Origin of the sequence: Sphingomonas phyllosphaerae FA2 (genome assembly GCF_000427645.1) — a bacterium.
Classification (GTDB): domain Bacteria; phylum Pseudomonadota; class Alphaproteobacteria; order Sphingomonadales; family Sphingomonadaceae; genus Sphingomonas; species Sphingomonas phyllosphaerae.
Genome location: NZ_KE386571.1, coordinates 2027362 through 2046292, shown reverse-complemented (window position 1 = coordinate 2046292; position 18931 = coordinate 2027362). Strand labels below are relative to the sequence as shown.

The following is an 18931-nucleotide window of genomic DNA, read 5'->3' as shown; positions in this document are numbered from 1 at the left end:
CGAGACGCCGGACGCATGGGCGGCGGGTTTGTGTCAGGTCGTTGGTTGAAGAATACACAGCCATAGGCTCCTGCCTGCGCAGGAGCGACGGGAGTGGCGGGACTGGAGCGCTCCGCTAACGCCGTCGCCCCTGCGGAGGCAGGGGCCCATGTCTGTGGCGTGTCGCGAGACGCCGGACACATGCGCGGCGGGTTTGTGTCAGGCCGTTGGTTGAAGAATACAGAGACATAGACCCCTGCTTGCGCAGGGGCGACGGAGGTGAGGCGATATGGCCGAATACGACACCCTATTGGTCGAACAGCGCGGCGGCGTGACGCTGATCACGCTCAATCGGCCCAAGGCGCTCAACGCGCTTAATTCGCAGGTGCTTGCCGACCTGCTCGCCGCGCTTGCCGCGTTCGATGCCGACGCGTCGCAGGGCTGTGCGGTGCTGACCGGCAGCGAGAAGGCGTTCGCGGCCGGCGCGGACATCAAGGAGATGTCGGCGCAGGGCTTCGCCGAGATGTACGGCGGAAATTTCTTCGGTGGCTACGAACGGCTGACGCAGACACGCAAGCCGATCATCGCCGCAGTCGCCGGCTATGCGCTGGGCGGCGGGTGCGAACTGGCGATGATGTGCGACTTCATCCTCGCCGCCGACACCGCGAAATTCGGCCAGCCCGAGATCAAGCTGGCGGTGACGCCGGGGATGGGCGGATCGCAGCGGCTGGCGCGCGCGGTCGGTAAGGCCAAGGCGATGGAGATGTGCCTGACCGGGCGGATGATCGACGCCGCCGAGGCGGAACGCGCCGGGCTGGTCAGCCGGATCGTGCCCGCCGCCGAGCTGGTCGAGGAAGCGGTGAAGACCGCGCAGACGATCGCCGACATGGCGCCGCTGGCGGTGCTGGCGAACAAGGAAATGGTCAACGCCGCGTTCGAGACGACGCTGGCGCAAGGCGTGCAATTCGAGCGGCGGCTGTTCCACGGGCTGTTCGGCACCGCCGACCAGAAGGAAGGCATGGCGGCCTTCGTCGAGAAGCGCCCCGGCCAATGGACGGGCAAGTAGGAGAGGCATGATGGCGCGCGTCGGGTTCATCGGGCTGGGCAATATGGGCGGCGGGATGGCCGCCAACCTCGCGAAGAAGGGGCATGACGTCCGCGCCTTCGACCTGTCGGCCGCAGCGCTCGACGCGGCGCGCGCGGCGGGGTGCCTGCCGGTCGGGTCAGCCCGCGACGCCGCGGACGGCGCGGAGGCGGTGGTGACGATGCTGCCCGCCGGCACCCATGTCGCGCAGGTCTATGCCGAGAGCCTCGGCGATGTCGCGATGGACACGGTGCTGATCGACTGTTCGACGATCGACCTCGCCACCGCGCGGCGGATCGCCGGGGAGGCGGCGGCGCGCGGGATCGCGGCGGTCGACGCGCCGGTGTCGGGCGGGATCGCGGCGGCACAGGCGGGGACGCTGACGTTCATGGTCGGCGGCCCGGCGGCGGCGTTCGAGCGCGCGCGGCCGTTCCTTGAGGATATGGGCAAGGCGGTGATCCATGCCGGCGACAGCGGCGCAGGGCAGGTCGCCAAGATGTGCAACAACCTGATCCTCGGCGCGACGATGGCGGCGACGTGCGAGGCGTTTGCGCTGGCGGAAAAGCTGGGGCTGGATGCGCAGACCTTCTACGACATTTCGAGCAAGGCGACCGGGCAGAGCTGGTCGATGACCTCTTACTGTCCGGTGCCGGGGGTCGGGCCGGAGTCGCCGGCGGATCGCGACTATCGGGGTGGGTTCGCCGGGGCCTTGATGCTCAAGGACCTCGAACTGGCGATGGCGGCGGCGGACGGTGCGGCGGCGCAGGTGCCGATGGGGACGCGCGCGCGTGACCTGTACCGGGCGTTCGTGGAGGCCGGGCAGGGCGGGCTGGATTTCTCGGGGATTATCCGGATGCTGGAGCAATCTTCCTCGTCATCCCGGACTTGATCCGGGATCCCGCTTCTTCTTTGGTGGAGCGAGAAGAAGCGGGGCCCCGGATCAAGTCCGGGGCGACGGCTGGGGGCAGGGGAATGGGCTTCCGGCATCGCACCGGCATTGCGAGCGCAGCGAAGCAATCCAGGGCGTCCTGATCCGGCACTGGATTGCTTCGCTGCGCTCGCAATGACGAACGATATGTTCGACGTTGCGTCATCATGATCTAGAACTAATTTGCTCGTCATCCCGGACCTGATCCGGGATCCCGCTTCTTCTTCGGCGGGGCAGGGTAAAAGCGGGGCCCCGGATCAAGTCCGGGGCGACGGTTGAGGCGGAGCGGGGCACTCGCTCGCCGGTCCCCGTGGACGCGATCCGCCGCGCGTGCCACCTGAGCCGACATGCCGCCTGCCTTGATCGCCGCGCTCGTCACCTTCGTCGCCTTTCTGGTCGGGCTGACTTTGCCCGACCTCGACCTGCGGCTTTGGCTCGGGCATCGCAGCGCGCTGACGCACAGCATCGTGCCGGCCTGCGCGCTGCTTGCGCGGCGGCGGTGGTATCCGGCGGCGTGCGGGGTCGGGGCGGGGACCGGGCTGCACCTTGCCGCCGATACGTTTCCGAACCGGATGATCGGTTATGCGACGGTCAAGCTGCCGCTGGTCGGCGCGCTGTCGGCGGGGGCGTCCTATGCGTGGCTCGCGCTCAACGCGCTGGCGGCGCTGGCCTTGGCGGCGTGGCTGGCGCGGCGGCTGCATGCGCCGGTGATGGCGGGGTTGCTGACGCTCGCTGTGGTCGTGGCGGGCGCGGGGTATCTGTGGCGCACCGATGGCGGCTGGCCGGTGCTGGCGCTCGCCGCGGGGGCGGTGTGGTTGGCGTGGCGGTGGCGCGCGCGTCGCACGTCATTGCGAGCTTAGCGAAGCAATCCAGGGCGTCCTGGTCCGGCTCTGGATTGCTTCGCTGCGCTCGCAATGACGTAAAGGGAGTTATTCCGCCGCCTCCAGCGTCTCGGCGTCGTCGAGCGGGTGGCTGAGGCGGGTGAGCATCTCGCGCGGGATCACCTGCCAGAACGAGCCCAAGGCGCGGTCCCAGTCGTCGAGCAACCCGCGCGACCAACGGCTGTCGGTCACGTCGGCATGTTCGGCGACCAACGCGCGGAGCACTTCCTCCCAATGTGCGGCGGCGACGCGCTGCCACACGATGTTCTCGGGGTTGGCGCGGCGTGCGAAGCTGCCGGTGGGGTCGTAGACGAACGCCATGCCGCCGGTCATCCCCGCGCCGAAGTTCGCGCCGACCTCGCCCAGCACCACCGCGGTGCCGCCGGTCATGTACTCGCAGCCGTTCGCGCCGCAGCCCTCGACCACCACAATCGCGCCCGAGTTGCGGACCGCGAAGCGCTCGCCGGCCTGACCTGCCGCGAACAATTTGCCGCTGGTCGCGCCGTACAGGACGGTGTTGCCGAGGATGGTGTTCTCCTGACTGCGCAGCGGCGACGACACCGCCGGGCGGACGACGATCTTGCCGCCCGACAGCCCCTTGCCGACATAATCGTTGGCGTCGCCGAATACCTCCAGCGTCACGCCGCTGCACAGGAACGCGCCCAGCGATTGTCCCGCCGAGCCACGCAGCCGGATCGTGACATGGTTTTCGGCGAGCTTCGACATGCCGAAGGTGCGCGTGATCTCGCTCGACAGCCGCGTACCGACCGCGCGGTGCGTATTGCGCACGGAGTAAGTGAGCTGCATCTTCTCGCCGCGCGAGAAGACCGCCGCCGCATCCTTGATGATCTGCGCGTCGAGGCTGTCGGGGACGTCGTTGCGGAACGTCGACAGGCTGAAGCGGCGCTCGGCATCGGTCGCGTCGACCTTGGCAAGGATCGGATTGAGGTCGAGGTCGTCGAGATGCTCGGCGCCGCGGCTGACCTGACGCAGCAATTCGGTGCGGCCGATGATCTCGTCGAGGCTGCGGACGCCGAGCCGCGCGAGGATGTCGCGGACCTCCTCGGCGATGAAGGTCATCAGGTTGATGACCTTCTCGGGCGTGCCGACGAACTTGCCGCGCAACGCCTCGTCCTGCGTGCAGACGCCGACCGGGCAGGTGTTGCTGTGGCACTGCCGCACCATGATGCAGCCCATCGCCACGAGGCTGAGCGTGCCGATCCCGAACTCTTCCGCGCCGAGGATCGCGGCGATGACGATGTCGCGCCCGGTCTTGAGCCCGCCGTCGGCGCGCAGCTTGATCCGCCCGCGCAGGCCGTTGAGCGTCAGCACCTGGTTGACCTCGGACAGCCCCATTTCCCACGGGGTGCCGGCATATTTGATCGACGTCTGCGGGCTCGCGCCGGTGCCGCCGACATGGCCGGAGACGAGGATCACGTCGGCATGCGCTTTCGCCACGCCGGCCGCGACGGTGCCGATCCCGGCCGACGACACCAGCTTGACGCACACGCGCGCGCGCGGGTTGATCTGCTTCAGGTCGTAGATGAGCTGCGCGAGATCCTCGATCGAATAGATGTCGTGGTGCGGCGGCGGGCTGATGAGCGTCACGCCCGGTGTCGCATGGCGCAGCTTGGCGATGAACTCGGTGACCTTGAAGCCGGGCAACTGCCCGCCCTCGCCGGGCTTGGCGCCCTGCGCGACCTTGATCTCGATCTCCTCGCAGGCGTTGAGATATTCGGCGGTGACGCCGAAGCGCCCCGACGCGACCTGCTTGATGACCGAATTGGCGTTGTCGCCATTGTCATAGGGCGTGTAGCGGATCTTGTCCTCGCCGCCTTCGCCCGACACCGCCTTCGCGCCAATCCGGTTCATCGCGATCGCCAGCGTCTCATGCGCCTCGGGCGACAGCGCGCCGAGCGACATGCCCGGCGTCACGAAGCGCTTGCGGATTTCGGTGATCGCCTCGACCTGATCGACCGGCACGCCCTCGTTCGGGAAGTTGAACTGGAGCAGGTCGCGCAGATAGATCGGCGGCAGGTCCGACACCCCGCGCGAGAATTGCAGATAGCTGGAATAGCTGTCGGTCGACACCGCGGTCTGCAGCAGGTGCATCAGCTGCGCGGAATAGGCATGCGCCTCGCCGGTATGGCGCTGGCGATAGAAGCCGCCGATCGGCAGCGTCGCCACCGCCTGATCGAACGCCGCCTCGTGCCGGTCGGTCGCGTTGACGTGCAGCGAGGCATAGCCCTCGCCGCTGATCTTGGCGGGCATGCCGGGGAACAGGTCGTTGACCAGGGCGCGGCTCAAGCCCACCGCCTCGAAATTATAGCCGCCGCGGTACGAGGAGATGACCGCGATGCCCATCTTCGACAGGATCTTGAGCAGCCCTTCCTCGATCGCCTTCTTGTGGCGCGCGGTGCATTCTTCCATCGAGAGGTTGCCGAACAGCCCGCGCGCATGGCGGTCGGCGATCGCCGCCTCGGCCAGATAGGCGTTCACCGTCGTCGCGCCGACGCCGATCAGCACCGCATAATAATGCGTGTCGAGGCATTCCGCCGCCCGGACGTTGATCGAGGCATAGGAACGCAAGCCTCGGCGAACGAGATGCGTGTGCACCGCCGCGGCCGCGAGCACGCCGGGGATCGCGACGCGATCCTCGTCGATCCGCTCGTCGGTGAGGAACAGCTCGCTCTTGCCCTCGCGCACCGCCTGTTCGGCCTGGTTGCGAATGCGCTGGATCGCGGCGCGCAGCCGCTCCGCACCGCCCCCGGCCTCGAAGGTGCAGTCGATGTCTGCCGCGGCGTTGCCGAAATAAGCCTTCAGTCGCGCCCAGTCGGTCGAGGTCAGCACCGGGCTGTCGAGCACCAGCACGCGCTCGCGCCGGTCCTCGGTATCGAGGATGTTGGCGAGATTGCCGAAGCGCGTCTTGAGCGACATCACGTAGCGCTCGCGCAAGGGATCGATCGGCGGGTTGGTGACCTGCGCGAAATTCTGCCGGAAGAACTGGCTGATGAGGCGCGGCTTATCGGAGATGACCGCCAGCGGCGTATCGTCGCCCATCGAGCCGATCGCTTCCTTGCCGGTCTCGACCATCGGCGACAGGATCAGCTCCATGTCCTCGATCGTCTGCCCGGCCGCGACCTGCCGCCGCGCCAGATCGGCGCGATCGAAGCGCGTGACGCTGTCGGCGGGGGCCGGGGGCAGATCGGCCATCGTCGAGAATTCGCCGATCATCGCGGCATAATCCTGTTCGGCGGCGATCCGGTCCTTGACCTCACGGTCGAGCAGCACGCGCCCTTCCTGAAGGTCGACCGCGATCATCTGCCCCGGCCCGAGCCGGCCCTTGGCGAGCACGGTGCTTTCCGGCACCACGACCATCCCGGCTTCCGACCCGACGATCAGCAGTCCGTCGGCGGTCTGCGTGTAGCGCAGCGGACGCAGCGCGTTGCGGTCGACTCCGCCGACCGCCCAGCGCCCGTCGGTCATCGCCAGCGCGGCCGGCCCGTCCCACGGCTCCATGACCGAGGCGAGATAATTGTACATCGCCGCATGGCTTTCGGGCGTGTCGGTGCTCTTCTGCCACGCCTCGGGCACCAGCATCAGCTTGGCGGTCGGCGCGTCGCGACCCGATCGGCAGATCGCCTCGAACGTCGCGTCGAGCGCGGCGGTGTCGGACGCGCCGGCCGGGATCACCGGCTTGATATCCTCCGAATGTTCGCCGAACGCGATCGACGCCATGCGGATTTCATGGCTGAGCATCCAGTTCTTGTTGCCGCGGATCGTGTTGATCTCGCCATTGTGCGCGAGGCAGCGGAACGGCTGCGCCAGCCACCATTGCGGGAAGGTGTTGGTCGAATACCGCTGGTGGAAGATCGCGACGCGGCTTTCGAAGCGCGCATCGGTCAGGTCCGGGTAGAAGACCGACAGGCTCTCGGCGAGGAACAGCCCCTTGTAGATGATCGAGCGGCACGACAGCGAGCAGACGTAGAAGCCCTGGATCTGCGCGGCGATCACGCGCTTTTCGATCCGGCGACGGACGAGATAGAGGTTCTTCTCGAACTCCTCCGCCGACACGTCGCCGGGCAGCGGGCCGGCGATCATGATCTGCTCGATCTCGGGACGCGTCGACTGCGCCTTCATCCCGATCACCGAGACGTCGACCGGCACCTGTCGCCAGCCATAGATGGTGTAGCCCGCGCCGATCACTTCGGATTCGACGATCGTGCGGCACGTCTCCTGCGCCGACAGATCGGTGCGCGGCAGGAACACCATGCCGACCGCGAGCCGGTTCGGCATCGCCTTGTGCCCGCTGGCCGCGACGCAATCGTCGAAGAAGCGCACGGGCAGGTCGACGTGGATGCCCGCGCCGTCACCGGTCTTGCCATCGGCATCGACCGCACCGCGGTGCCACACCGCCTTGAGCGCGTCGATCGCCGACTGGACGACGCGGCGCGACGGCTTGCCGTCGGTCGCGGCGACAAGGCCGACACCGCAAGCGTCGCCCTCGAACTCGGGGCGGTACATGCCGTGTTCGGCGAGATAGGCGCGGCGGGCGTCGAGGGTGTCGGTCATCACTTCTTCTCGCTCTGCTGGATCGCAGCGACTTCCTTGGCGAACGCGGCAGTGTCGGCCTGCACGCGGCTCATCGCCTCGACCATCATGTTGCGCTGTACGGCGGCGACGTCGGGATCGGACATGATCGTCATCGCCGCCTGCATATAGGCCTGCCCTGTCGGGGTGGCGAAGAACCGTTGCAGTTCTTCCAACTGCGCGACGTCGAAGCGTCGCGCATAGGCGCGTGCCATGGCGTCGAACATGCCGGGCAAGGACGTGCGGACCATGTCCATGCTGCGACGGAACTGCGAATCCATGAAGCGGTCGAACGCGGCCTTCACCTTCGGGTTCTTGGCCATCTCCGCCGCGAATTGCGGGTTCTGTGTCATGCCCTGCCGTAGATTGGCGAGCATCGGACCCATCATCTGGTCCATCATCTGCGCACGAGATGCGGGCGGCATCAGCGTGTCCATCAGCCGGGTGGCCGCGGAGAGGCGAGCCGGATCGGGGGCAGCCGCAGGGGCGGACGCTGGCGAAGCGGCAGCGGTCGTCTGCGCGGCGGCCGTGATCGGCGCCAGCATCAATGCTGCGGAGAGAGCAAAAATCTTCATGCCGCCACCTTCGCTTCCTTGGCCTTCGCCTTAAGATATTTGTGCATCGTCGCCGCGACATCGCGGCCGTCGCGGATCGCCCAGACGACCAGCGAGGCGCCGCGAACGATGTCGCCCGCCGCGAACACGCCGTCGAGGCTGGTCATCAGCGTCTTGCTGTCGACCAGCACCGTGCCCCAGCGCGTCACGCCCAGTTCGGGCGCGCCCCACAGCTTCGGCAGTTCCTCGGCATCGAAGCCGAGCGCCTTGATGACCAGGTCGGCGGGCATGTCCTCCGCCGCGCCGGGATCGACCTCGGGCGCGCGGCGGCCGCTGGCGTCCGGCGCGCCGAGCCGCATCCGGTTGGCGCGGACCGTCGTCGCCTTGCCGTCCTCTCCGGAGAAACCCGCCGGCGCGGAGAGCCAAACGAACTCGACGCCTTCCTCCTCGGCGTTGGCGACTTCGCGCTGCGAGCCCGGCATGTTGGCGCGGTCGCGGCGATAGAGGCACTTCACGCTCGTCGCGCCCTGGCGGATCGCGGTGCGGACGCAGTCCATCGCGGTGTCGCCGCCGCCGATCACGACGACGTTCTTGCCCGCGGCGTTGAGCCGGCCATCCTCGAACTCGGGGACCGCGTCGCCGAAGCTCTTGCGGTTCGACGCGGTGAGATAGTCGAGCGCGGCGACGACGCCGTTCAGGTCGTTGCCCGACACGTCGATCGCGCGCGCCTTGTAGACGCCGGTCGCGATCAGCAGCGCGTCGTGGCGCGCGCGCAGCTCGTCGAGCGTCGTGTCGCGGCCGACCTCGAAGCCTTCGTGGAAGACGATCCCGCCGGCCTTGAGCCGCTCGACGCGGCGCATCACCACCGGCTTCTCCAGCTTGAAGCCGGGGATGCCATAGGTCAGCAGCCCGCCGGCGCGATCGTGGCGGTCGTAGACGTGCACTTCATAGCCATGACCGCGCAGATATTCGGCAGCGCTCAGCCCCGCCGGCCCTGCGCCGATCACGCCGACCGACTGCCCGCGCGCCGGGCCGGGGACGAGCGGCTCGACCCAGCCTTCTTCCCAGGCGGTGTCGGTGATGAACTTCTCGACCGAGCCGATCGTCACCGCGCCGTGGCCGCTGAACTCGATGACGCAATTGCCCTCGCACAAGCGGTCCTGCGGGCAGATGCGGCCGCAGATCTCGGGCATGGTCGAGGTGGCATTGCTCAGCTCATAGGCTTCGCGCAGCCGGCCCTCGGCGGTCAGCCGCAGCCAGTCGGGAATGTGGTTATGGAGCGGGCAGTGCACCGAGCAATAGGGCACGCCGCATTGCGAGCAGCGCCCGGCCTGATCCTCCGCAGCGGGGGTGGCGTAGCGTTCGGCGATCTCGCGAAAATCCTCGGCACGCGCATCGGCGGCGCGCTTTGCCGGATAGGATTGCGGGCGTTCAACGAACTTGAGCATGTCGGCCATCGGTGTCCTCCGATTGCCGACCTCTCACAAGGATCGGGCGCTGTCACGCCCGATTCCGCATCTGTGGCAGCAATGCTGCCCTAAAAACCGTCAGTTCTTGCTAGTAGCTGCGACCAGTTTGCAAGAAGGTCGAGAATAAAGGTCCGCTTTGATGCTTACCGCATCGCCAAAGCAGCGAGCGCGGCCACGCCGACGATGATTCGATACCAGGCGAACGGCGCGAAGCCGTGTTTGGTGACGATCGCCATGAACCAGCGGATCACAACCATCGCGACGACGAACGACACCACGAAGCCGATCGCGATCGCCGACAGATGCGCGTCGCCCAGCTCGTGCCGGCTCTTCCACAAGGCCAGGGTCGTCGCGCCCATCATCGTCGGGATCGCGAGGAAGAAGCTGAATTCGGCGGCCGTCTCCTGATCCACCCCCATCGCACGCGCGCCCATGATGGTCGCACCCGAGCGGCTGACGCCCGGGATCATCGACAGGCATTGCACCACGCCGATCGACAGCGCGGTCTTCCATGACATCGTCTCGACCGAACCGCCGATCGCACGTGGCGCAACCCGCTCGATGAACAGGATCGCGACGCCGCCGACGATCAGCGCGACCGCGACGACGAACGGCCCGGTGCCCGGCGCCTCCAGTACCGCGCGGATTGCCGAATAGGCCACTGCCCCGACCACCGCCGAGGGCAAGAAGCCGAGCAGCACGTTGCGCGTGAACTGGATCGCCGAGGGATCGCGCCGCAGCAGCCCGGTGCCGACGCGCAGGAAACGCTGCCAGAACAGCACGACGACCGCGAGGATCGCGCCGAGCTGGATCACGATGTCGAACGTAGCATCGCCTTCGGACAGCCCGAGCAATGCACCGGCGAGCACGAGATGGCCCGTCGAGGAGACCGGCAGGAATTCGGTAACCCCCTCGACGATGCCGAGGAGGATGATGGTCAAAAGGTCGTTCACGCGCGGTCCCCGCTAGTGGATGGCCGCGGCAGGCGTCAGCCCGCCGCGCGTTCGATCATGCCGAAGCGGCCCGCCTTGCGGTACCGCACCAGCCAGTCGGGTGCGACCGCGTCGAGCGGGGTCGCACCGATGCCCAGCGCGATCAGCCCCTCGGCCCCCGCGCCGACGACGGTGTCGTGGCCGAGCAGCTTCCACTGGTCGGCGGTGATCGGCGTCCCCGGCAGCGCGGCGAGCAAACCGCCGAGCGCGTCGGGCAGGGGAACGAAGTGCGGCGCGCGGCCGATGTGGTGCGCGATCCGCTGCTGCAGCTCCAGCATCGTCAGCACTTCCGGGCCGCCCAGCTCGAAGGTGCGCCCGCCGAACGTCTCGGGATCGGACAGCGCGGTGACGGTCGCGCGCGCGACGTCGCCGACGAACACCGGCTGGAAGCGCGCATTCGGCTTCAGCACCGGCACCACCGGCAGCCGCGCGATCATCCCCGCGAAGCGGTTCACGAACTGGTCCTCGCGCCCGAACACGGTCGAAGGGCGCAGGATCGTCGCGGACGGGCAGGCGGCGCGCACCGCGTCCTCGCCCTTGCCCTTGGTCTGCGCGTACAGCGAGTCACCATTCGCGTTCGCGCCGATCGCCGAGACATGGACCAGCGCCGCACCGTTCCTCGCCGCCGCTTCGGCGACATGCCGCGCGCCGTCGACATGCACGCGCGCCAGATTGCCCGCAAAGGTGCCGACCAGATTGACGACGCCATCTGCACCGTGAACCGCATTCGCGATCGTCTCGGGCCGGGTCACGTCGACAGCGACGAACTGCGTCTGCCCCAGTCCGCCCTGCGGCTTCAGGAAAAATGCCTGTCGCGGGTCGCGCTGCGCGATGCGCACCCGCGCGCGCGCCGACAGCAGCGCCTGCGCGATATAGCGACCGAGGAAGCCCCCGCCACCGATCAGCGTCACCAGCTTGTTGTCCATGCCGTCCTTCATCTCGAAAGCCCTTTAGCTCGTGCACGTGCCTTGCCCGCCGCACCCGGCGTTGACAAGGTTTAGCCGCTTACGATGCCGCGCTGCAAAAAAGTGACGGGGCCGCGACAAAATCGTGTTGACACCCCCGGCACCCGCCCATAGAGGCACCGGCCTACCCCGTGCCCAGATGGCGGAATTGGTAGACGCACCAGCTTCAGGTGCTGGCGATCGCAAGGTCGTGGAGGTTCGAGTCCTCTTCTGGGCACCATTTGTTCTCATCCCGTTGAGAACACTGGGAAATCGTCAGATAGACGGTTTCCAGAGAGCGTTTGCTACGACAAACTGCTACGGGAAAATGGCCCATCATCGGGCGAAAAGTCCCGGAAAACCGTCATAATTGAGGGCCGTGCTTGCTACGGTAAGCTGCTACGGGATTTGCCCGGTGGCCTGCTTCGACGGGGCCACAAACTCTACTATCGCCACACCCTCCCGGTTGACGCTCAGCGTCTGCTGAATCGGCTCGAAATCTGGCGGTCGCTGCGCACTGACAGTCTGGCTGTCGCCCTGCGTCGATTGCCGGGTGTCGTGGCTCGGATCGAAACAGAGATTGAGCATGCTCGCGCAATGGCGGGCTTACCCATCGATGCGACGCTCATCCTACCGTGGAAGGACGACCCCACTGAGCTTCCGGTCCCTATCCCGATCGCGCTGTCGCCCGGTGAGCGCGCCCAGCCTGACAGCCCGCTCACGCTGGCTGAGGCATATCGCGACTATATCGACGACCCTACACGGGCATGGACCGCCAACACGCGAGAAGCATATGAGACGAGCCGTAAGCTCGCCATCGCGGTGATCGGTGAGGCAGTCCCGATTGCATCAATCTCGCGCACGCACTGCCGCGACATGCTCGATGTGCTGCGCTTCCTTCCCGCCAATACGGGCAAGCTCTTCCCGAAACTCTCGCCGCGCGAGGCGGCTAATCATGCGCGCCTGCGCGGCGACATCAAGATCATCAGCCCCGCGAACGCCAACTCCCTCATGTCGAATATGAGCAGCTTCCTGAACTGGGCGGTCAATGAGGAACTGCTCGCCCGCAACCCGGCACGTGGGTTGCGCCTGCCCGATCCAGTTAACAAGCGGGACAAGCGCTTGCCGTTCGGTCGCGAGCAGCTTCACGCGATCTTCAACGCGCCGCTATATCGTGGCTGCGCCGATGGCGAGCGGGGCTACAACAAGATTGGCGACCAGCGTCCGCGCAACGCGCGCTTCTGGGTGCCGCTGATTGCGCTATTCACCGGCGCGCGGCTGGGCGAAATCTGCCAGCTTGATGCCACGGACATCCGCGCGGTAGATGGCGTCGATTGTATCGTCGTTAGCCTCCGGTCGTTGGTCGGCAGCATTGACAAGCAGTTGAAGACCAACGCCAGCGATCGGCTCATTCCCGTCCACCCGACCCTCATCGACTGCGGGTTACTCCATTTCGCTGAGGCGAAGCGGAAGGCGGGCGAGAAGAAGCTGTTCGATGACATTGAGACGGGATCAACCGGCTCCCGTCCGGTCGCATTCAGCAAGTGGTTCACGCAGTTTCTCCGTGCCTGCGGTGCGCAGCGGAGCCGCACCTCCTTTCACTCGTTCCGCCACAACTTCAGGGACGAATTACGCGCGGCGCGGATTGACCATGATATCGCTCTGCTGCTCGGCGGTTGGACGACAGGCTACTCCCGAACCGCCGTTCATGAGAACTACGGCAGCGGCTATCGAGCCGACGCGCTCAATGAGGCAATCTGTAGGCTGAGATTCGCCTCCATCAACGTCGATCACCTGATGGTCGGCGCAGGAACGGGGTCGCTCGGCGCGATCGGTTGACTGCTACGTCGAGCGCCCGCGTGGACGGTCATCTCCCGGAGCGAGGCAATGAGGGTGGTCATTCTCCGGGCCGAGTCAGCTTACGCAGTGGAACGGTAGGGACGACACATTCGTCATCGTCAGATGACCCTTCTCGGGTTATGAACGGCGTCGGCTCATCAGTAATCCTGACCGGCTCCCCAGCCCATTCGCATTGTGTGCAGAATGCTCGTTCCCATACCTCATCCTCATCGTCGGGGTTCTCAGCCCTAAGCGGGGTAAGACGGTGATCGCCGCATCGCGGACATTCATTCGGAACGTTTCGAATAAAAAGGGTGGCCGCGTTGGTGCAAAGTGAGACCGCACTTTCCGTGGCAGAAATAGCAGCTTCTGCGTCGTGCCAGTTGGACGACGTGCTGTGCGTAAGCCAATTTACAAAGGTCCAAGCAGCGTCTGCTTGCGTTTTGAAAAGCTGGCGGCGCTGTTTGTTGGACTCACCCGACAGGACGACAGAACAGACGTGATCGACCCAGCCCTTGAAGTCACTCTTCTTGGGTGGCTCGGCTTCCTCGGTCCAAGGGATTGCGACCTGCGCGATAGCGGTGAAGGAAAGCAACGCCTCACGGCAGCGCACACCGACAGTCTGGTAGTCCGCAACCTTGTGCGCCTGCCCGAGGGCGTCATTGACTGCTGAGACTGCCTCGAAAGCAGCAGCGAAAGGCTCAATCTGGCCGGACCTAATCGTAGGTTTTTCCGAGCGCGGCATCCGCAACATGAGTCCCATGTGGAACGTCACGGCCAAATCCATGTTTGGGAAGAGTTCTTGCGAATACAGGTTCGTAGGATTGGTGATGACCCACCATCGATCTTTGGTGGTATGCACATCCCAGACATCGTGCCGGTGGCTGAGGACGCTTTCGCTATAGACCTTCTGGCAGAACGTTACACTGAGGTCAGGCGCTTGCCACTCGACGTAGGTAGTGATCTCTGCGATCTCTTGGTCCGTAGCGGGCAACACGTCGGGATCATAACCGCACACACGCGCGGTGAGAAGCCACCTTGCTCTCCAGCTTACCGTAGCAAGCACGGCCCTCAATTATGACGGTTTTCCGGGACTTTTCGCCCGATGATGGGCCATTTTCCCGTAGCAGTTTGTCGTAGCAAACGCTCTCTGGAAACCGTCTATCTGACGATTTCCCAGTGTTCTCAACGGGATGAGAACAAATGGTGCCCAGAAGAGGAGCGTAGCAGGTCGAGGGGTTCGAGTCCTCGTGCCGGGTCTGGTTTTCTCCTGCTTTTTCAATGGCGGGCGGTTCGAGTCCCAGAAGAGGCACCGCACCGTCACCGTCATCTGGACGCTCAACATGTGGTTGGGGGGAGCCTGTGATATCATCTGGGCGGGTCATTGATGGAGGCTCCGGGAACGTGGTTGAGCGTGTTGAACGGTGCGACGATGATGGACATGCGGAGTGTCCCATCTGCCGGGACGAGGTGGCGGAGGGGTTCGTTGAGCGAGTGATGGCCGCAGCAGCCCAGCCGGGTCAGGTTATGACCGCTGAGGAGTTCACGATGTGGCTCGACGGCTTGGACGCTGCACCGACCGGCAGTGACTAAGGTCAGGCGGCGAGCGCCATCTGCTGCTTGAGCCGGTGGACGGTCGCGACACCGACCTTCAGCTTCTTGGCCGTGGCGTTGATGCTGACGCCCTTGGTGAGGGAGCGCTTGATGCGCTCGACCTTTTCGGCGTCGAGGGGCGGTCGGCCCGACCGTTTCGTGGATCGCGCCAACCCGGCCTTGATGCGGGAGATGATCATCTCACGCTCGAAGTCGGCGAACACCGACAGCATGCCGAACATGGCGCGTCCGCTGGGCGTGCTCGTGTCGAGCGCCTGCTGGTGCAGATAGAGGTCCACGCCCTTGGCGTTGATCTCGGTGAGGAAGGTGACGAGGTTCTGGAGAGAGCGCCCGAGCCGGTCCACGGCCCAGCTTGCCACCATGTCGATCTCGCGCCGCGCCACAGCCTTCATCAGCGCATCGTAGCCGGGGCGCTTGTCGCGTCCCTTCGAGCCGCTGATACCGTGGTCGGTGAACTCGGCGACGACTTCCCAGCCAAGCCGTTCGGCGACGGCCATGAGTTCTCGACGCTGGTTCTCGGTGGTCTGGCTGTCTTGTGAGACGCGGGTGTAGAGTGCGATGCGCTTGGTCATTCCAGAAGGACTCGCTCCAGTTCTGGAACGGGTCAAGCAGTTCATTTAGTTCGATAATATTCTGATCTGGAGCTACCTCGTCGTCCTCATCGACGGAGGCAACATGGCACGCACACCGATTTTGAACTCGAACCGGATGGTCATTGGCTATATCGAGGAACAGGGGGGCGGTAAGCAGAAGGCACTCGACCGCAACGCCATGCTGCTGGGCTATTACGACCCGGCGACGAACAGCACGCTCAACGCCAACCGCATCCTCATCGGGAAGGGCAACCAGTTGTCGTCACTGATCGAACGAGCGCGGTGACGTTCAGGCGGCATCGGCCTGCTCGAAGTGATCCCACGCGAGCATGAGCCGGTCGCCCTTGGCCTTGGGCAACGCCTTCCGGTCGATGAGCTTCCCCCTGACCTCGAAGTCGGCGCTGATCTTCACGACCAGCACCTTGCTGAAGTTGCGCTTGAGGTTGAGGGCGACGACATCGTTGCTCTTGAACGGCGTGATGGTCTTCACCTCGACGAAGTGGTTGCCGATCTTCCCGTCCGACCCTTGGGCGTAGTTGCGGTGGAGCTTCAGCCCGTGCGTGATGACGCCGTATAGCTCGCCGAGGTCGCCGTAGACCTGAAGGTGCCGCCCGGTCAGTTCGTAGTAATCCTGCGCCGTGGAAAGCAGGCTCTGGAAGATCGGCACCAGATCGGCTTCGAGGTCCGGGAAGCGGGCTTCGAACTCTAACCGTTCGAGGTGGGAGTTGATCTCGGTCCAAGTGATCCATTCGCCATCGTCGTAGATGGCATTGTCGTCATTCCACATGCTGGCCGGGGCTCCCGCTATCGCTCCCCAGATTACGATCTCGGCGGTTAACGTCCCTTTTCGAATTCAACTGCTTATCGAGCGGCGAAAACCGGCAGGTCGGATCGACGGCAAACCGGGATTTTCGAGGGGCATGCGCGGGGTGGCTTTTGGAATGCACTTCGACGCGTCTGCTCGCGGCTCTCGTCGGGCGGTGCCCGATGGTCTGGGAGCGTGAAAGCGTCGAGGGGAAGCAGCATTTTCGGGTCGAGGTGAACTGCCGAGCTACATGAGGAACAGGGAGACGGCTTGGCATCGCCAGATGTCGAGCCGGTGAACCTGTTCGCGAAGGACGCGCGCGGGACCGCGATAGCGGGGCCGACAAGTCCGACGCCCTGAATGACAGCCCATGATCCACGTCCATCCAGCGGTGCCGCGCAAGGGCGCGTCCCCAGCCCTTGGCATTCCCTCGTGCTCGATGGCGCGGCGTGCCGCCACACCATCGAACACCGATTGAACATCTGCGGGCATGTCGAGTGATGTCGAAGCAGCAAGAACTCCTCCGCGTCGATGTCCGCGCGAAACCCTCTATAGTCTTTAGAGAGTATAATGCGGACACTTCATGAGAGCCGCGACAGGACATTCGATCAGGCCGCTTCTGCGAGGGGAAGGGCGGCTTCCACCCGCCTTTGGGCAACGCGATGATACTTCTCAGTCATCTCAACCCCGATCGAGCGACGACCGGAGCGCATGGCGGCGACGCAGGTGCCGCCGCTGCCCATGAACGTGTCAAGCACCAGATCACCTTCATTGGAGTAGGTGCGAATCAGGTATTCAAGCAGGTCCAGCGGCTTCTGAAACGGATGGAAGTGTTGCTCGTCCTTGGGGCAAAACAGCGTGGTTCGAGGATTGTTGGTGGTGCCCTCGTATTCGCGGCCCGGATAGTGCTTCACATCATGCAGGTAAGTGGAGTGCTTGCCCTTGCCGATCTTTTTCATTCCAGCCGAGGTCTGACCGAGCGCGTGGTAGGTATAGCGGCGCGGTGAACGGCTCTCATGAATCGTCGTGCCAGCGCTGAACACAAGAATGTCCTCGTGCTGCTTCAAGGGGCGATTGCGCGCATGAAGCGACTGAGTAGCGCGGTTCTTGATCCAGACGACATCATGCTTGAAGATGTCGCGAGCTTCCCAGACGAGGCGCGAGGTGAACGGCTGCGACCCGAACATCACGATGGTGCCGGTTGGTTTGATGATTCGCCGATACTCCGCCCACAATGCGGTGAGATCGATCGTGGGATCGATGTCGAGTCCGGTCGTGGAATACGGCGGGTCGGTGAGAATGAGATCGACGCTCCCATCCGCCATCGACTTCATAGCTTCAAAGCAGTCGCCGCGCTGGAGCGTGGGCACGAAAATCTGTCGGGGCGGCAACTCCGCTGCAACCCGCTCGCGGACGCCGGTGATTGCGGCAGGCGGCATGTCATTTGCACGCGGCGGGCGCTTGGCCGCGCGCACCTTTTTGGGGGAGGACGTAGGGTTCGCCACATTCAAAGCGGGCTCGACGTAGGCGGGCACGCGCAGACGCCAGCCAGCGGGTTGTTCGACCGCCGCTTCAATCATGTCGGGGAAGGTTGCGGTGAGCTTCGCCATCCGTTTGTAAACGGTGCCGTAAGCCACCTTCAGCCCCGCCGCCGACATTGCCTTGCGAATCGCATGCGCGCCCTGCCAAGTCGAGGTGAGAGCGTCGAGGAACGGCTGATCAGGGATGGTCATGCGGCTCTGCGCGGCGTCGCCCACCGGATCGGGCTTGGCGACGATGGCAGAAGCGGCAACATCGAGCAGATCGTTCGCCGGGGTCGTCGCGGGCTGCGGCCCGATACCAACGAGCATGCGAAGACCCTCACAGAGACGAGCATAGTCAGCTTCGGCACGAACCGCCCGGTCATTAGCGGCTTCAAGCCGGGTAGAGATGACTGCACCAAGCTGGTTCAGAATGTCGTGGATGGGCTGGGTCATGGGGCACCTCGTCGTTGGGACGATTGACCAGATATCTTCTTTTTTCCGATTCTCAGCGAGTTCTCACATTTAGATGTCTGCGTTTACTTCACATTTAGTCGGCGAGTTCAAACCCTTCCGATGCAGGAAGAGCGAGAGCGCGGGCGGATCATAGGGCTGAGAAAACGCCGCATTGAAACAGCAGCGTGGGCAGCGACGTTTATTCCGCTGCTCGCCGAAGCACGGCTCGAACTTCCTGAGTATGCGGGGCGGGGCGAGCCATCCCGGCAGGCGTATGCAAACTGGCTGAATCACACGAGCAGGAGCGTTCCTTCGCGCAACAAAGGCAGTTGGACATCCGAGAGCGTTGGACGGCTGTTCGACATACACATCGGCCTGATCGATGAAGCCGAACAAGAATTCGACATCGCCATCGCTATCATTCAGTTCAAATGGAAGCACGCGGACGCTGAAACCCGAAAGGCACTTGCAAACGAGGAAGCACGAGTTCGAGAAGATCGCGCAAGGGACATCAACGACGCCTACCGGCTGTCTGCGCACCTGCGCGGTAGAATTTACGCCGATCAGGCTATTCCAGCCCGGTTGCAGATCGTTTCATCCATGCGCAAAAAGCGATCACAGCAAAAGGACCAGCCTGTAGAGGTCCAACTTTCCTTGCTTTGAGCAGCGTCTCGATCCTTCGA

The 18931-nt window shown here is 64.9% G+C and carries 15 protein-coding genes, 1 tRNA gene and 1 pseudogene; 8 read left to right on the top strand and 9 right to left on the bottom strand.

Annotation, left to right across the window (positions count from 1 at the left end):
* Nucleotides 1–268: 268 nt before the first annotated feature.
* The 3 genes from SPHPH_RS0109810 (at nucleotide 269) to SPHPH_RS0109800 (ending at nucleotide 2851) form a co-directional block, all read left to right on the top strand.
* A complete protein-coding gene (locus SPHPH_RS0109810) occupies nucleotides 269–1045 on the top strand; it encodes an enoyl-CoA hydratase (RefSeq protein WP_028966539.1) in 777 nt (258 codons plus the stop codon).
* 10 nt (nucleotides 1046–1055) lie between these two features.
* Nucleotides 1056–1952, top strand: coding sequence for a 3-hydroxyisobutyrate dehydrogenase (mmsB, locus tag SPHPH_RS0109805; protein ID WP_028966538.1), 897 nt, complete (start codon nucleotides 1056–1058; stop codon nucleotides 1950–1952).
* 386 nt (nucleotides 1953–2338) lie between these two features.
* Nucleotides 2339–2851, top strand: coding sequence for a hypothetical protein (locus tag SPHPH_RS0109800; RefSeq protein WP_028966537.1), 513 nt, complete (start codon nucleotides 2339–2341; stop codon nucleotides 2849–2851).
* A 69-nt stretch (nucleotides 2852–2920) separates the two neighbouring features.
* Here the strand turns inward: SPHPH_RS0109800 and gltB are convergent, their stop codons facing one another.
* The 5 genes from gltB to SPHPH_RS0109775 form a co-directional block, all read right to left on the bottom strand.
* Complete coding sequence (gene gltB / locus SPHPH_RS0109795) at nucleotides 2921–7444, bottom strand: glutamate synthase large subunit (RefSeq protein ID WP_028966536.1); 4524 nt, start codon at nucleotides 7442–7444, stop codon at nucleotides 2921–2923.
* Nucleotides 7444–8037: a DUF2059 domain-containing protein gene (locus SPHPH_RS0109790; protein WP_081668592.1), complete on the bottom strand. Its 594-nt coding sequence runs from the start codon at nucleotides 8035–8037 to the stop codon at nucleotides 7444–7446. The genes gltB and SPHPH_RS0109790 overlap by 1 nt, the downstream gene beginning before the upstream one ends.
* Entirely contained in the window at nucleotides 8034–9473 is a 1440-nt protein-coding gene (locus SPHPH_RS0109785; protein ID WP_028966534.1) for an NAD(P)-dependent oxidoreductase, read from the bottom strand. The genes SPHPH_RS0109790 and SPHPH_RS0109785 overlap by 4 nt, the downstream gene beginning before the upstream one ends.
* A gap of 155 nt (nucleotides 9474–9628) precedes the next feature.
* The gene (locus SPHPH_RS0109780; RefSeq protein WP_028966533.1) at nucleotides 9629–10438 is read right to left on the bottom strand and encodes an undecaprenyl-diphosphate phosphatase; all 810 of its coding nucleotides are present in this window, start codon (nucleotides 10436–10438) and stop codon (nucleotides 9629–9631) included.
* 35 nt (nucleotides 10439–10473) lie between these two features.
* Entirely contained in the window at nucleotides 10474–11403 is a 930-nt protein-coding gene (locus tag SPHPH_RS0109775) for a complex I NDUFA9 subunit family protein (protein ID WP_028966532.1), read from the bottom strand.
* 172 nt (nucleotides 11404–11575) lie between these two features.
* Here SPHPH_RS0109775 and SPHPH_RS0109770 point away from each other — a divergent pair.
* From SPHPH_RS0109770 to SPHPH_RS0109760, 3 genes and pseudogenes are all read left to right on the top strand, one after another.
* Nucleotides 11576–11662, top strand: a tRNA-Leu gene (locus SPHPH_RS0109770).
* A 167-nt stretch (nucleotides 11663–11829) separates the two neighbouring features.
* A pseudogene (locus SPHPH_RS21775) lies at nucleotides 11830–12003 on the top strand (DUF6538 domain-containing protein); the annotation flags it as partial.
* 15 nt (nucleotides 12004–12018) lie between these two features.
* Nucleotides 12019–13260 carry a site-specific integrase gene (locus tag SPHPH_RS0109760; RefSeq protein ID WP_028966530.1) on the top strand — a complete coding sequence of 414 codons (1242 nt, stop codon included), beginning with the start codon at nucleotides 12019–12021 and terminating at the stop codon, nucleotides 13258–13260.
* A gap of 58 nt (nucleotides 13261–13318) precedes the next feature.
* Here the strand turns inward: SPHPH_RS0109760 and SPHPH_RS19420 are convergent, their stop codons facing one another.
* Nucleotides 13319–14257: a hypothetical protein gene (locus SPHPH_RS19420; RefSeq protein WP_037489436.1), complete on the bottom strand. Its 939-nt coding sequence runs from the start codon at nucleotides 14255–14257 to the stop codon at nucleotides 13319–13321.
* A gap of 598 nt (nucleotides 14258–14855) precedes the next feature.
* The gene (locus tag SPHPH_RS0109745) at nucleotides 14856–15446 is read right to left on the bottom strand and encodes a recombinase family protein (RefSeq protein ID WP_028966514.1); all 591 of its coding nucleotides are present in this window, start codon (nucleotides 15444–15446) and stop codon (nucleotides 14856–14858) included.
* Between the two features lie 103 nt (nucleotides 15447–15549).
* On the opposite strand from SPHPH_RS0109745, the gene SPHPH_RS0109740 reads away from it, so the two are divergent.
* On the top strand, nucleotides 15550–15753 hold the full coding sequence (locus SPHPH_RS0109740) for a hypothetical protein (protein WP_028966515.1): 204 nt from the start codon (nucleotides 15550–15552) through the stop codon (nucleotides 15751–15753).
* A gap of 3 nt (nucleotides 15754–15756) precedes the next feature.
* Here SPHPH_RS0109740 and SPHPH_RS0109735 read toward each other — a convergent pair whose 3' ends face one another.
* Both SPHPH_RS0109735 and SPHPH_RS20455 read right to left on the bottom strand, forming a co-directional pair.
* Nucleotides 15757–16254 carry a hypothetical protein gene (locus SPHPH_RS0109735; RefSeq protein WP_028966516.1) on the bottom strand — a complete coding sequence of 166 codons (498 nt, stop codon included), beginning with the start codon at nucleotides 16252–16254 and terminating at the stop codon, nucleotides 15757–15759.
* 626 nt (nucleotides 16255–16880) lie between these two features.
* Nucleotides 16881–18248: a DNA-methyltransferase gene (locus tag SPHPH_RS20455; protein WP_081668591.1), complete on the bottom strand. Its 1368-nt coding sequence runs from the start codon at nucleotides 18246–18248 to the stop codon at nucleotides 16881–16883.
* A gap of 120 nt (nucleotides 18249–18368) precedes the next feature.
* Here SPHPH_RS20455 and SPHPH_RS0109725 point away from each other — a divergent pair, with 120 nt between their 5' ends.
* Nucleotides 18369–18911 carry a hypothetical protein gene (locus SPHPH_RS0109725; RefSeq protein ID WP_028966527.1) on the top strand — a complete coding sequence of 181 codons (543 nt, stop codon included), beginning with the start codon at nucleotides 18369–18371 and terminating at the stop codon, nucleotides 18909–18911.
* Nucleotides 18912–18931 lie beyond the last annotated feature (20 nt).